This is a genomic window from Mucilaginibacter sp. P4_D1 (assembly GCF_056401935.1).
This window is the reverse complement of the sequence record NZ_JBFUIJ010000014.1, coordinates 84,285-99,254: the sequence shown is the minus strand read 5'-3', so window position 1 is coordinate 99,254 and position 14,970 is coordinate 84,285. Positions and strand designations below refer to the sequence as shown.

Annotated in this window: 7 protein-coding genes; 3 read left to right on the top strand and 4 right to left on the bottom strand. The window is 44.5% G+C overall.

All coding sequences use genetic code 11. The features are described from left to right. Positions 1 to 29: 29 nt before the first annotated feature. The 3 genes from AC1DV1_RS14550 to AC1DV1_RS14540 all read right to left on the bottom strand — a co-directional run bounded on the left by AC1DV1_RS14550 (position 30) and on the right by AC1DV1_RS14540 (position 5,630). Positions 30 to 1,598 (bottom strand): RagB/SusD family nutrient uptake outer membrane protein, encoded by a 1,569-nt coding sequence (locus tag AC1DV1_RS14550; RefSeq protein ID WP_477360356.1) that lies wholly within the window; start codon positions 1,596 to 1,598, stop codon positions 30 to 32. 20 nt (positions 1,599 to 1,618) lie between these two features. Then, entirely contained in the window at positions 1,619 to 4,714 is a 3,096-nt protein-coding gene (locus AC1DV1_RS14545; protein ID WP_477360354.1) for a SusC/RagA family TonB-linked outer membrane protein, read from the bottom strand. A 118-nt stretch (positions 4,715 to 4,832) separates the two neighbouring features. After that, a complete protein-coding gene (locus AC1DV1_RS14540) occupies positions 4,833 to 5,630 on the bottom strand; it encodes a glycoside hydrolase family 16 protein (protein WP_477360352.1) in 798 nt (265 codons plus the stop codon). A gap of 243 nt (positions 5,631 to 5,873) precedes the next feature. On the opposite strand from AC1DV1_RS14540, the gene AC1DV1_RS14535 reads away from it, so the two are divergent. Beyond that, positions 5,874 to 10,133: a hybrid sensor histidine kinase/response regulator transcription factor gene (locus AC1DV1_RS14535; RefSeq protein WP_477360349.1), complete on the top strand. Its 4,260-nt coding sequence runs from the start codon at positions 5,874 to 5,876 to the stop codon at positions 10,131 to 10,133. Between the two features lie 51 nt (positions 10,134 to 10,184). Here the strand turns inward: AC1DV1_RS14535 and AC1DV1_RS14530 are convergent, their stop codons facing one another. Further along, the gene (locus AC1DV1_RS14530) at positions 10,185 to 10,958 is read right to left on the bottom strand and encodes a glycoside hydrolase family 16 protein (RefSeq protein ID WP_477360347.1); all 774 of its coding nucleotides are present in this window, start codon (positions 10,956 to 10,958) and stop codon (positions 10,185 to 10,187) included. Positions 10,959 to 11,226: 268 nt separating this feature from the next. Between AC1DV1_RS14530 and cysC the strand changes: the two genes are divergently transcribed. Further along, entirely contained in the window at positions 11,227 to 11,811 is a 585-nt protein-coding gene (cysC, locus tag AC1DV1_RS14525) for an adenylyl-sulfate kinase (protein WP_477360345.1), read from the top strand. Positions 11,812 to 12,515: 704 nt separating this feature from the next. Continuing rightward, positions 12,516 to 14,960 (top strand): glycoside hydrolase family 95 protein, encoded by a 2,445-nt coding sequence (locus AC1DV1_RS14520; RefSeq protein WP_477360343.1) that lies wholly within the window; start codon positions 12,516 to 12,518, stop codon positions 14,958 to 14,960. Positions 14,961 to 14,970: the final 10 nt, after the last annotated feature.

Genomic DNA, 14,970 nt, shown 5'->3' with positions numbered 1-14,970 from the left:
CCCAGGGTACGGGCCACTGCATGATGATATTATTTTACACGCCCCGCGTTAATAGCCGGCGTTAACGAGGTGTTGCTCTGGATCTCGTTTTGCGGATAAGGATAAAACTGGTAGTTAACCGCATCCGAATAAGTAGTTTGGTCCCTTAACAAAGGAACTACCTTTTGTTTAAATTTCAACAGCGGCGTAGCACCATTTGAAGCGCTTTTACCCCAACGGATCAAATCTTCCCTACGACGGCCTTCCATAAAAAACTCCTTGTTGCGCTCGTCAAATATGGCATTACGCAGGGTTTCTTTGGTGTAGCTGGCTACATACAGACTACCCAGGCTGCTGCGGTTACGTACCTGGTTAATTAAATTGATGCTTTCAGCATTCGGGCCGTTAAGCTCATTCAATGCTTCAGCACGCATCATCAACACATCGGCATAACGTAAAATGGTAACGTTGTTAAAGCCCGCGTAGTTATAGTTGTTTACTGCCGGATATTTTAAATTGTAAACATATTTGGCCAAAATAGTATCGGGTGCCGAGCCACCAAGACCACCGTATTCTTTAGGTACATCTACAATCTGGCCGTACAGCGTTTTGTAGCTGCCAGTTAGCAGGGTGTTACGGCGGTCGTCGGTTTTGTCAAATTGCGCGTAAAACTCCAAATGCAACGGGAAATTACCGTATCCCCTGTTTAAATCCCATGGGGTTGAGTTGATACCAAAGCTGTTTGAATTAATACCATAGGCACCTGCCTCGTTCGATGATTTCAACACAAATATAAATTCGTTATCGCTGCGGTTATCGGTATTAAACATCGATGCCAAACCACCTTCGGCCTTGGTGCGCAGGTCATAACCTTTGCCCATTACCTGAGTGGCCATATCGGCCGCTTTTTGCCATTGTCCCTGGCGCATGTATAAGCGGGTAAGCAAAGCTTTGGCAGCACCGTTGGTAGCGCGGGCGACTTCATTGCCTGCATAGGAGTCGGGCAGGTTTGCAGCGGCGTATTCCAAATCGGTTATCATGGCTGCTTCCACATCGGCTTGTTTGGCCAGTTTAGGGTTTTGATCTTCGGCGGTAAAGTGCGATGATGATTTCAGGATCAACGGCACATCGCCCCATAGCGAAGTAGCATCATAATAAGCCAGGGCACGTAAAAAACGTACTTCGCCTAAATTTTGCAGCTTTATTTTATCTGTCGACCCCTTTGAAGCGTAATCGATACCGTTTATCAATTCTTCGGCTTCATTAGTGCGCGATATCATTTTAAATATACTTACCCAAACATCGTTGATAACCGAGTTTGAAGCATCGTAAGTAAGCTGATCCAGCTGCACGCCTTGTCTTGAGGTAATGGTGGTGGTTACCACATCAACCGGGTATTCATACAACCAATATAAAAAGCCGGCGTAGTAACCGTAACCGCCATTATCCTTAAGCGCCGCGTAAGCGCCAACAACAGCCTGGTTACCGTTTTCGGGGTTGGTTAACTTGCTGGCATCGTATACCGAAAAGGTTTCGTCCTTCAGTCCTTTTTTACATGATATAATTACCAATGCACCCAAAATGCAGGTCACGGTAAATATTTTGAATATATTTTTCATCTCTTATCTTTTAAAATTAGTTATAAAGTGACACGTAAACCAACCAGATACATTTTATTAACCGGGTAGGCATTAAAATCTATACCGCGGCCGGCATTTTGGTTTTGCTGCGCGTTATCAATCAGGTTACCAACTTCGGGGTCAAGCCCGGTGTATTTGGTAAAAGTGAACAGGTTTTGCGCGTTCAAATAAATATTCAACTGCGCTATACCGATACTTTTTAGCAAAGCAGGCGGAAAGTTGTAGCCCAGCGTAATGTTTTTAATGCGGATATAATTTGAACTCTCCACAAACCTGGAGTTAACCCAGCCACCATGCGGCGTACCATAAAAACCGTTTACCGGCACGGTACCGCTTGTATTGGTTGGCGACCATGTATTGGTGATTACCTCTTGCAAGGTATTGCCCTGGCCCAGCGGGTTCAGCATATCCTCTTTTTGCACGTTAAGCAATTTGCCCCCTGCTTGCCCCTGCGTAACAATATCAAGTTGGAAGCTTTTAAAAGTGATGTTGTTGGTGAAACCGAAGAACATTTTTGGAACGCCTGTGCCTAATACCTTACGGTCAAGCGCGTTTACAATCCCGTCGCCATTTAAATCGGCATATTTAGGTTCGCCTGCAACCGAGTTGGGTTGCGTGGTTTTTAAAATCGGGTCGCCGGCCTGGATAATACCCTGGTAAACATAGCCGTAAATAGCGCCTATTGGCTGCCCTACCCTAATGATGAATGGTGTCTCGAAATCAGCCGCTCCATCGGGCTTAATGCTGCCCACATAAATATCGGAGTTGTTTGAACCTAATGATTTTACCTTGTTTTTGTTATAGGCAAACGTTAGCGTGCTACTCCATTTAAAGCTTTTTGAGGTTACGTTTACCGTTTGTAATGAAAACTCCAAACCTTTGTTCTCTACCTTACCGGCGTTGCCGTATTGGCTTGTAAAACCGGTGGATGGGGCTATGCTCCTGTCAAGCAGCAAATCGCGGGTTTGCTTGTTGTAGTAATCGGCCTCCAGGATAATCCTGTCGCCAAAAAAGCCAAAGTCCACGCCTACGTCAAGCGCGCCTGTTTGCTCCCATTTTAAATCGGGGTTTGATAGTTTGGTAACGGCAATACCGCTCACTGTTGATACACCATCAAAAGTATATTTGGTAGTGTTGTTACCGGCAAAGGTAGCCAGCGATAAACCGGACGAGATCCTGTCGTTACCGGTAATACCGTAGCTTACACGTGCCTTACCTGATGAAAAGATGTTAAGGTCTTTAATAAGGGTTTCTTCGTTATACCTCCAGGCCAATGCTGCCGATGGGAAGTAGCCTAATTTATTGTTATCGCCAAATACCGACGAACCGTCAATACGGTAGGTACCGGTAAAAATGTATTTGTTTTGATAATCATAATCAATACGACCAAACCAGCTGCGGCGTTTTATCTGGCTTTTGCCAGAGTAGGCCGAAAAAGTTTGGGCGATACCTAAATTATTGTACCCTAAATCGTCGCTGCTAAAGTTGGTTGCTGTGGTGCCGTTTTCTTTGTATATGTATTGCTGCTGGTTATAACCTAATAACAATTTTATGTTGTTGCCGCTTTTGCGGATGCTGTAGTTAACAGTTGGGTTAAAGATCAGGTCACTTTCGGTTATGTCGGTAATGGTTGCCAATCCTTTTGATGCCACACCGGCAGGAACGGTTGAAGGAGCAAAATAAAGCACCTTGCTCTGGTTAATATCGGCACCCAGATCCGACTGAAATATTAGGTTTTTAATCGGCTCATATTTTAAAGAGAAGTATCCGTTTGTACGGAACACCGAGTTTTGCCTATCGGTAGCTGCTATAAAGTGAAGCGGGTTTTGCGCATCCAACACAGCGCTCACGCCCGAATCGAACGTTGATGCCGGGTTTGCCCTGATAACCTGCTTAATAAAACCGTTGATAGATGATGGCGCCAATGGCAAATCGTTTTGAACGCCATAGTTGCCAAATACCCTGGCGGTCATTTTAAACTTATCGGTTACGGCATGATCGATATTCACCCTGCCGCCTACCCTGCGGTAGCGCGAATCGATAACCACGCCTTGCTGATCGAGGTAATCAAAGCTGGAGTAAACCGATGTTTTATCGGTACCGCCAGAAAACGCGATGGTATGGTTTTGAACCCGCGCGGTGCGGAACAACTGACTTTGCCAATCGGTACCAATTAAGCCTGCCTTTAATGAATCAAGCCTGGTTTGTTTATACGGCGCTGTTGTACCTTGCGCTACGTATAAAGCGTTCAGGCGCACGGCAAAATCATACGGCCCGGCCAGGTCAAACCTATCTACCACTTTTTGGTAACCTAAAGTACTTACCACGCTAACGTTGCTCTTTTTGTTTCGGCCGCTTTTGGTGCTTATTAACACAACGCCATTGGCACCACGTGCACCATATATTGATGTCGATGCCGCATCCTTCAGAATAGATATAGAAGCGATATCCTCCGGATTGATACTAAAACCTACCCCGTTATTGGTAGGGAAGCCATCAATAACATAAAGCGGCTCGCTATCGGCATTAATGGAGTTTGTACCCCGTATCCGTACAGATAATGATGCACCCGGCGTACCGTTGTTTTGCTGCACCTGCACACCTGCCGCTCTACCCTGTAAAAGGTTGGCAACAGATAATGATGCTTTGTTTAAATCCTCGGCACTAAGCGTTACAGCCGAACCTGCAAAGGTGCTTTTGTTTTTGCTGCCATAACCAACCACCATTACTTCGTTCAGCGCTTTTTGGTCGGTAACCAAATCAACGTTGATACTGGTTTTGCCGGCTACCGGTACCTCGGCAGTTACAAAACCAAGCATTTTAAAGGTTAGGGTAGCTTTATCGTCAACGGTTATCTGGTATTTGCCGTTCACATCGGTTATGGTACCGTTAGTGGTGCCTTTTTCCTGTACGTATACGCCGGGCATCAGGTCGCCGTTTTGGGCTTTAACCACACCGGATACCAAAACTTTCTGAATTGTATTTTCAGCAGTAAGGCCCGATGCCAAAGCATGGGATGTGATACCGGCAGTTATGAGCAAAACGCACATAAGCACCTTGTATGCCAGTTTAATTTGTTGGGTAAATTTTTGCATGTGTAATAGTTTAATAGTTCATTTATCAGAGAGAAATTGTTTGGGCATTTATTGGCGCGGCTTATCCGCCGCTTTGTTTGGTACAGGGTTTTGTTATCAAATTGCGGGGGTATTAAATTTATTTAACATCATTAGGTTCATTAAAGGGGGTTATTTTAACCCAGTCTATATACATATAGTCGGTATCAAAATTGGCCTTCCCTATCCAGTTAGGAAACCAGATGCCTACCGTAAAGTTGGCCGCGTGAAAGGGTACGTGCTCATAGGCGGTGTGCAACAGTTTATTATCGTAGTAATACTCAACCCTGGGGGTTTGGCCGTTGCCGCCGGTATGCCATTCGTAACGATATAAATGGTACTGCCCATCGGTTTGATTGCCAAAATAAGCATCGGTGGTTTTGTATTGCGTTTCGGCAACACCCGTCCAGTTGGTCATTAATCCCCAGTTTAAATTGGTGCTATCGGGATTATTGGGAGGCTGGTTATGGCCTGGAAACTCAAAATCAATTTCGTGGTTGTAGTTGTCGTTCTCGTAATAAAAACTCCAGAAGGCAGATAACGCCCCCATCTGCGGGCAAATCTTCGCCCTCACCTCGTACGATCCGGAAGCGTACATTTTAACGGTACGCATAGCACCGCCCACTTTAGTATTTTGGCCATGGCCTTGTATATTGCCTTTGTAATTATCGCCAAGAGCGCGTACTATAAGGTTGCCTTTACGTGCGTATAAGTTTGCCGGCACTACGCCGCCATGCGTGCCCTTTTTAGGATTTTCGCCCCATTTGGTATCGTGCTTATACCATACAGCGCTATCAATGTACGACGACTTAAAATCGTCAAAAAACACCTGGCATTGCGCGGGGATGTAAAGCAGTAAACAAGCAATTGTTGTAAAAAAAAGTAGTTTTAAATTCATATAACGGAAACATTATTTATTGATTCCATAAAATTAGTTTCCGCGGCAACCCGGTTCATTCCTATAGTCCTGAATTTATGCACTGTAGTCCCAAATTGACTGTATTTCAAAAAAACAATTTAAATTTTTAGAAAATTGCAACATTAACACTAAATTTAAATACAATTTATAATTAAATGTTTAGCCATTTATATTAAATTGAAAATAGCATACACATGTTGCGCTAAAATCCTAACTTGTAATATGATAACCCGGTACTTTAATTTACTGCTGATATTCATTTGTTGCGCCACGGCTGCATCGGCCCAAAAGCAGGATTTAAAGTCGGAACAGATAGGCATTAATGAGGGCCTGTCGCAAAGCACGGTACGTTGCATTTTCCAGGACGATAAGGGTTTTATGTGGTTTGGTACCAAGGATGGGCTTAACCGGTATGATGGTTATAAGTTCATCGTTTTCAAAAAAAATCCCGGCAATCAAAACAGCCTCGGCTCAAATGATATCAAAGCCATTACCGACGATAAGGACGGCAACCTTTGGATAGCCACCTGGGAAGGCGGCCTTAATTTGTACGATCCCCGGCTCGACAAATTTACCCGCTACCAGCAACAGGCTAACCAGGACAACAGCATCAGCAGCAATTTTATAGAGGCCATTTGCCGCGACAGCAATGATGAGATATGGATAGGCACCGCCGATCAGGGCCTTGACGTGTTAAACCGCAAAACCAATATATTTAAACACTACAGCAACAGGCCAGGCGATAGCAAAACGCTTACGGGCAACAGCATATCGGCCATTTTTGAAGATAGCCGCAAAAACATATGGGTAGGCACCACCAGCGGCCTCAATATGCTTGATAAAAAATCGGGCACCTTTAGGCGGCTCATTCACCAGGCAGGCGATGCCACTTCTGTATCTGACAATAACATTAAATTTATTTTTGAGGATGATAAGCATATTATTTGGGTGGGCACATACAACGGCGGCCTTAATAAGCTTGACAGGGCAACGGGCAAATTTAAGGTTTACAACACCGGGGGCAGCAGTACCATAAGCAGCAACGCCCTGCTTGCCATGGGCCAGGATAGCCGTAATAATTTATGGATAGGTACCGAAAATGGTGGCCTTAATATTTTTGACCCTGCAACTGAAAAATTTATCCAGTACACCCATACCGATAACAATGCCACCAGTATAAGCAGCAATACCATCAACGCCATATTAAAGGATTTAAAAGGCAATATTTGGATAGGCACATCAAACGGGGGCATTAACCTGATAAAACGCGATGCCGATAATTTTGCCTATTATAAACACGAGCCAAGCAAAAATAGCTTAAGCCATAACACGGTGAACAGTTTTTATGAAGACAGCAAGGGCAACCTTTGGATAGGGACCGATGGCGGCGGCCTTAACCTGTTCGACCGTAAAAACGGAAGTTTTACGAATTGGACCGCAGGCAATAGCGGCCTTTCTAACGATTATGTGATATCGGTAACCGAAGATGCCCGCGGTTTTATTTGGGCGGGCACCTGGGGCGGCGGTGTAAGTGTTTACAACCCCGCATCAAAACAGTTTAAAACCTACAAGCACGAAGCTTCAACCCCAGCCAGCTTAAATACCAATTATGCTTTTTATGTTTTTACCGACAGCCAAAAACGCATTTGGGTTGGTAACTATGGCGGCGGTCTGGATATATACAACTATCAATCMGATACATTTAAACATTATGTACACAACGATGCCGATGCGCAAAGCATCAGCAATAATAATATACTGTCTATCAATCAGGATCAGGAAGGGCACATTCTGGTTTGTACCGATGGTGGCGGCTTCGATATTTTGGATCCTGTAACAGGCAAGTTCGCCATTTATAAAAATCAGGGTATTAATAATAGCCTGAGCAATAACAGTGCATCATCTGTTTTTGAGGATGAAGATCACAACCTGTGGATAGGCACCAACGACGGACTTAACAAACTGAACAGGAAAAACAACAGCATCCAAAAATATTATACCACCAACGGCCTGCCAAGTAATTTAATAACCAGCATTACCGGCGACCATAACCATAACCTTTGGATAGCCACTACCCGTGGGTTAAGCAGGTTAAACCTGAAAACCGGTTTATTTAAAAACTACACCATTGCCGATGGCCTGCAATCTAACGAGTTTAAACAGGCCCATTTTTTAAGTAAAACCGGGCAGATCTATCTCGGTGGCGTAAACGGGTTTAACGAATTTTATCCCGACCATATCAGCAGCATAGCATTCGACCCTCCCTTGCTKTTTACAGATTTTCAGATCTTTAACAAAGAGGTACCCGTTGCACAGGATAAAAACAACGACTCGCCTTTAAAAGTTAGCATTGCTTACGAAAACGAGATCACGCTTAGCTACAAGCAATCGGTTATCACCATCGATTTTGCATCGCTTAACTATGTAAACAAGGAGAAAAAGCAATACAGCTATATTTTAGAGGGTTTTGACAAACAATGGCATAGCCTTGGCCTTAAAAACAACGTTACTTATACCAACCTCGATCCGGCAACGTATACCCTTAAAATAAAAGGGCTGAATAACGGGGGGGTATATTCCAACAAAATAGCCGCCCTTACCATTATTGTTACCCCACCATTTTGGAAAACCTGGTGGTTTTATGCCGCTGTTGTTATAGCCGCGGCCGGCACTATCGTATTTATATTTTACCGGCGGGTAGCATCCATCCGCATGCGTAACAAGATCCTGGCTGCTGAGGTGGAGAAACGCACGCTGGAGTTAAAACGGCAAAACGTAAAACTGGAAGAATACACCAAAGAGGTGCTGCATAAAAGCGACCAGATCCTTAACCAGCAACAACAAATTGTTGACCAAAACCAGGAACTGGAAAAAACGATTAACGAACTGGAAGTATCCAATAAAACCAAAGACAGGTTCTTCTCCATCCTGGCGCATGACCTGCGCAACCCTATCGCGGCCATATCCGGCATATCCGAAAACCTGAAAAAGCAACTGCCAACGTTAAATAAAACGGCGTTATCCAAGTACATTACCCACATTAACACCAGCGCCAGTTCGGTGCTGGATCTGCTGGTGAACCTGCTGGAATGGGCCCGTACCCAAAATCAAACCCTTACCAGTTTCCCGGCTCATTTAAGCCTTTATGACCTGGTGATAAAAAATGAGCAGCTAATGGACCAGCAAATGCGCAACAAAAACATCTATTTTAAGATGGATATTGATACCGCGCACATTATTTATGCCGATAAGGACATGATAGATACAGTTATCCGTAACATATTGAGCAACTGTATTAAGTTTACCCCGGCTTACGGCCAAATATGGATAGAGGCCGAAGAACTGGACAACGAGATCAAGATGATTTTTCATGATACCGGCGTGGGGATGACGGAGGAGCAGATAGAAAACATTTTCAGTATTGAAAAACAGATCCTCTCCGTCGGCTCGGCAGGAGAAAAAGGAACAGGTTTGGGGCTCATGATCACCAAGGAATTTGTGGAGGCGAATGGCGGATCGATCACTATAAACAGTTTGGTAAACGAGGGATCAACATTTATTATCCGGCTGCCAAAGGGTAACCCGGCTCTTTCGCCCGCGCTGCCGGTAAAGGATGGAGCAGCATCGGGTACGCCCGAAAACTACTTCCAGGATGTGTTTGCCGATAGCAAGGTGGCCAAAATTAAAGGTAAACGCATTTTATTTGTTGATGATAACAAGGAAATAAGAGCTTATTTAAGGTTGATGCTCGATCCTGCTTTTGATATTTTGGAGGAGGAAAATGGCGAGGAAGGTATTAAAACAGCCATCCGTTCGCAACCCGACCTCATCATATCAGACATGATCATGCCCGTTATGAGCGGGCTCGACCTGTGCAAGGCTTTAAAAAAGAACGAACTCACCAGCCATATTCCCATTATACTACTTACCAGCCAAACCAACGTTGAAAGCCAGCTGTCGGGCTACGAGGCGGGGGCTGATGCTTATTTGATGAAGCCGCTGAGCCAGCCTATTTTGTTCCAGGTGATTTATAACCTCATCATGACACAGATCCGTATGCGGTCAAAATTCGCCAGTTCTGATGAAGTTTACCCGGACGAGGCTACTTACAACAAAACGGATAAGGAGTTTTTAGATAAGGTGATAGCCTACATTGAAACCAACCTTGCCGATACCGAGTTGGACAACCGCCGCATTGGCGAAATAACAAATATGAGTCGTACGGTGCTTTATGCCAAATTTAAAATGCTTACCGGCCAGGGTGTGCATGATTTTATCAGGAGTATCAGGGTAAAAAAGGGATTGCAGCTATTGTTAGAGGGCCAGTACAATATCAACCAGATATCGTACGAGGTTGGGTTTAATACGCCCTCCTACTTTTCCAAATCATTCATTAAGCAATTTGGCATCCCGCCTAAAGAGTACATCAACAAAATGAAACGGCCAGCACAGGCTAATCAGTTTCACAATATTACCGAATAACAAAGGCCCGGATTTTACAACCAGGCCTTTGTTATTTAGGCAAATACTTACTTATAACGCTGTGAACTTAAAGCTATGTACAATAATTTCGACCGTGTTATTGCTTGCCGGAGCGTGGCCCTGGAACAGCCATAAATTCATATGTATTGGCATACTTAAAGTACTGATGGAATAGGCTGGCGATGTGCAGGTAGTGGTGTAAGCCAGGTTGGTATCATCGTCATAAAACCCATTAATGGCCTTAAATACCACCGATGTAGCTGTGCGCTTGAATCTGTTGGTGGTGTAAGTACCCGATGTGGTGAATGATGTAGCATTATGGAAGTTACCGCTAGCGCCTTGCGCCGGATAAACAGTATACCCTACAAAGGGGTTGTTAGCGACACCCCATTTGGCATACTCAATATCCATTTCATCGTACCCGTCAATACCCGAGTAGTTGAAAAAGCCAAGCACGATGTATTTATCAAGCGAACTTACCGGCCCTTCTACCTGCCACTGATAGGTGCCATAACCAAAGTTAGCAGTACTGGTTACCTCGGCACATTCCCATACGCCGGATGTGGCGTTTTTAGTTAGCTTTAAGTGAAGGTAGCCATTGGCATCTACAAAAGCGTTGGCGCCTTTCCAGCGGTTAGGGCCAGGACCGGCCGTGCCGGTGCCGGAATCTTTAATTGTCCAGGTATAGCCGCTAAAGGATAAAGTGCTGGTTGTTTTAAGCTTGTCGTCGGTAGTTGTGGCTACCGTAGATTGCGGCTTGCTGAAGTCTTTTCTGCAGGAGGCCAGCATCAGGCCAATGGCCAGCAGGTGAATGATTTTTYTCATGATTTTTGGTGTTTTAGTTGATATGATTTTGATAAAAAATTCCCGTTATAAACATCAACCTGGCGGTCCACTATAGTACATAAAAAATAAATCGCAGTTAACCAGTTGATTACAATCCAAAAGTATAGGGCAGGATAAACCATTAATTTCCTATAGTCCGCATTTTGAGTAATAGCGTCCGTAATTAATTCTGACGCTATAAAGCGTTCCTGGCATGGGTTATATTTGTTTAAGAGCAAAAAAGATTTGAAATTTAAATACCACAGATATGTTATTTAGCAAACTGGAATCAGTTTTATCGGCATCACCATTAACATACCAAAACGGGATGGTGATTTGGTTGATGGGTTTATCGGGCGCCGGCAAAAGTACCATAGCCCAATTGCTAAAAAACGAACTGGCCGATAACGGCATTTTTTCTATTGTACTTGACGGTGATACCATGCGCGAAACCATTTGCAAAGATCTTGGCTTTACCCCCGAAGATAGGCTGGAAAATGTGCGCCGCGTTGCCGGTATTGCCCAACTACTGGCGCAAAACAATGTGGTTACCATATGCTCGCTGATAACACCGTTGCACAATCACCAGCAAACCGTGCGTGATATAGTTAAAACCAACTATTTTGAAGTTTTTGTAGATTGTCCTATTACCGTTTGCGAAGACAGGGATGTAAAGGGACTTTATAAGCTGGCGCGACAAAATAAGATCAAACGGTTTACGGGTATATCGGCGGCCTTCTGCCCGCCAACAAATCCAAACCTTATTTTAAAAACATCGCAGGCAAATCCGCAACAAAGTATGCTACAACTTTATGATGAAGTTATCGGCACGATTGTTAAACATGACCTGTAAAATCCTTAAGTTCTGAACCTTAAGTCCTGCGATTCTAATAATTATCCCCCTTCGGGCTTCAAAACAAAGGGCCTAAAGCCCTCCGCCTGATAAGCCAATACTTTGTAGCTGCCCCAGGGCAAATAATAACGGCAGCCCCGTTCAATTTTCCTTCTGCCGGCGAAAATATTTCAATCTCGGGTTTTGTAACACTGTAAATAAGACCGGATTTAATTTCTGCGGCAATACCATATGTCCATTCCGTGTATTGGGGATTGTATAGGGGTATATTGCCATTAAAATTTGAACTGCCACCTTAATGGGCGTTATGGCGATTAGCAAGCAAACAAATTTTGCCGAGCAAGCCTTTAGCTTAAAGCAGGCATATGATCCGGTGCGTTTCTTATTGGCAATGGCCCACCTTGTTTATTAGGTAATTGTTTACAATGATAAAATTCCATAATACACCAGCGTCCCGATAACAGTATTTGACATGTTTTTAACATAAATGTCAAGGCATGCAAATTGGGCAACCAGCTTTACTCCGGAACGGTTAACTTAGTGAGATTAAACAACCTAAAGTCAGTTTTAATTGCGAAATTATTTACTGCTTAAAATTATTCAATCCACTAACCGGCTTGCTATGCGGGTAAGTTTAAAATTCAACTGCAAACTATTGGAACCGGAAATGACAAGCCATACCTGATATTTTAACCAATACCTAAATGATAAGCAACTATCTAAAACTTGCTACAGTGTATATATTGCTATGCTGCAGCGCTACAGTTTTTGCACAACGCAAAAACATTTTATGGTATAACAAACCTGCCGCCAACTGGAACGAGGCATTGCCAATTGGTAATGGGTATATAGGAGCCATGGTGTTTGGCGATGCGCAGCTTGAACGCCTGCAGCTAAACGAATCGACAATTTGGGCCGGAGGCCCTAACAATAATGTCGATTCGGCAGCAAGACCCCACATTGATGAAGTGCGCACATTGCTGGCACAAAAAAAATACGTGGACGCGCAATTGGCTGCGAATAATCAACTGGGGCCAAAAGGCAACAGCGGAATGCCTTACCAATTGGCAGGCAATTTGTATATCAATTTTCCCGGGCATCAAAATCCAGCTGAGTATAAACGCGAACTGAACATCGAAAACGCCACTGCTTCGGTAGCATACACCTACAACGGCGTAAAGTACAAGCGCGAATATTTCACTTCGTTTACCGATAACGTTTTAGTGGTTAGGCTAACTGCCGACAAACCTAAAATGATTACCTGCAACATCGCCTTTCAAAGTCCGTTAGGCAGAAGCAAAGAAGTTGTTAACGGCGACCTTACGCTTACCGGCATGGGCAGCGATCACGAAAATCAAACGGGCAGGGTTAAGTTCAATGTAATTACAAGAGTGAAATCTGTCGCCGGCTCCATTACTGTCGATACTTCGGGCATTAAGGTAACCAATGCCGATACTGCTGTCATCTACTTATCGATAGCCACTAACTTCGTCAACTACCATGATATTAGCGCCGACCCGTTAGCGCGGGCGCGGGCAATCTTAAATAAAGCTTACAAAAACAATTATACAGCGTTGCTGGTAAAGCATACCGCATTTTACCGAAAATATTATACCCGCGTAAAATTGAACATTGGCACTACTCCTGCGGCGAACGCTACAACTGATATCCGTATAAAGAATTTTGCACAAGGAAACGACCCCCAATTAGCTGAACTTTACTTTCAATTCGGCCGGTACCTGCTTATATCATCGTCTCAACCGGGCTCACAACCTGCCAACCTGCAGGGTATCTGGAACGGGGATTTGAAAGGTGCCTGGGACAGTAAGTACACTGTTAATATAAACACCGAGATGAACTATTGGCCAAGCGAGGTTACCCAATTACCAGAGTTAAGCACGCCGCTGTTTAATATGGTTAAGGATTTGGCTGTTACGGGCAAAGAAACTGCACGGATTATGTACGGTGCGCGTGGCTGGGCCCTGCATCATAATACGGATATATGGCGAATAACAGGCGTGGTCGACGGAGCGTTCTGGGGACTGTGGCCAACCAGTAACGCCTGGCTTTGCCAGCACCTTTGGGAGCATTACCTGTATACCGGCGACAAAGAATTCCTGAAAAAATACTACCCGGTAATGAAGGACGCTGCCAGGTATTTTTTTGACGTTTTGCAGGAAGATAAAGAGCATAACTGGCTGGTGGTGTCGCCATCCGTTTCACCGGAGCACGAATATATCAACGGCAAAACGCAAGTATCGGTAACCGCTGGTGCCACTATGGATAACCAACTGGTTTATGGCTTATTTACATTAGTTGCAAACGCCGCAGCTGATCTAAAAGTTGATAATGCTTTTCGCGATAGCATATTAAATTACAAGAAGAGGCTGCCGCCCATGCAAGTTGGCCAACATGGGCAACTACAGGAGTGGCTGGAAGATTTAGATTCGCCTACCGATAATCATCGCCATGTATCGCATCTGTACGGCCTGTTTCCGGGAAACCAGATTTCACCGTTCCGTAATCCGCAGCTATTCGCTGCGTCAAAAAACTCCATGCTGTATCGTGGCGATGTATCTACAGGCTGGTCCATGGCGTGGAAAATAAATTTGTGGGCGCGGTTGTTTGACGGAAATCACGCCTACAAATTAATAACAGACCAAATTGCGCCGGTTACAGGCAGGGGGGGAGGTACCTACCCCAACCTGTTTGACGCACACCCTCCCTTCCAGATAGACGGTAACTTCGGATGCACGTCGGGCATCGCCGAAATGTTGCTTCAGAGCCATGATGGCTTTATTTACCTGTTGCCCGCATTGCCTGATGCATGGAAAAAAGGCAGCGTAAAAGGTTTGGTTGCCAGGGGCGGTTTCGTGGTGGATATGGACTGGGCCCAAAGTAAAATAACGCGCCTGGTTGTTCATTCAAAGGTTGGCGGAAACTTGCGCCTGCGGCTGAATCAAACGACAACAGGCAGTTTGCTTAAAAAAGCGAGTGGCAAAAATCCAAATCCATTTTACTGTATAACAACCATACCCGAGCCTATAATCAAACGTTCGGACAAAGATCTCAGCATTATTTTGGCCCAAAGCTCGCTTTACGACGTTAACACAGAAAAAGGGAAAACCTATACGCTCATAGTAAAATAATCGGGTAAAA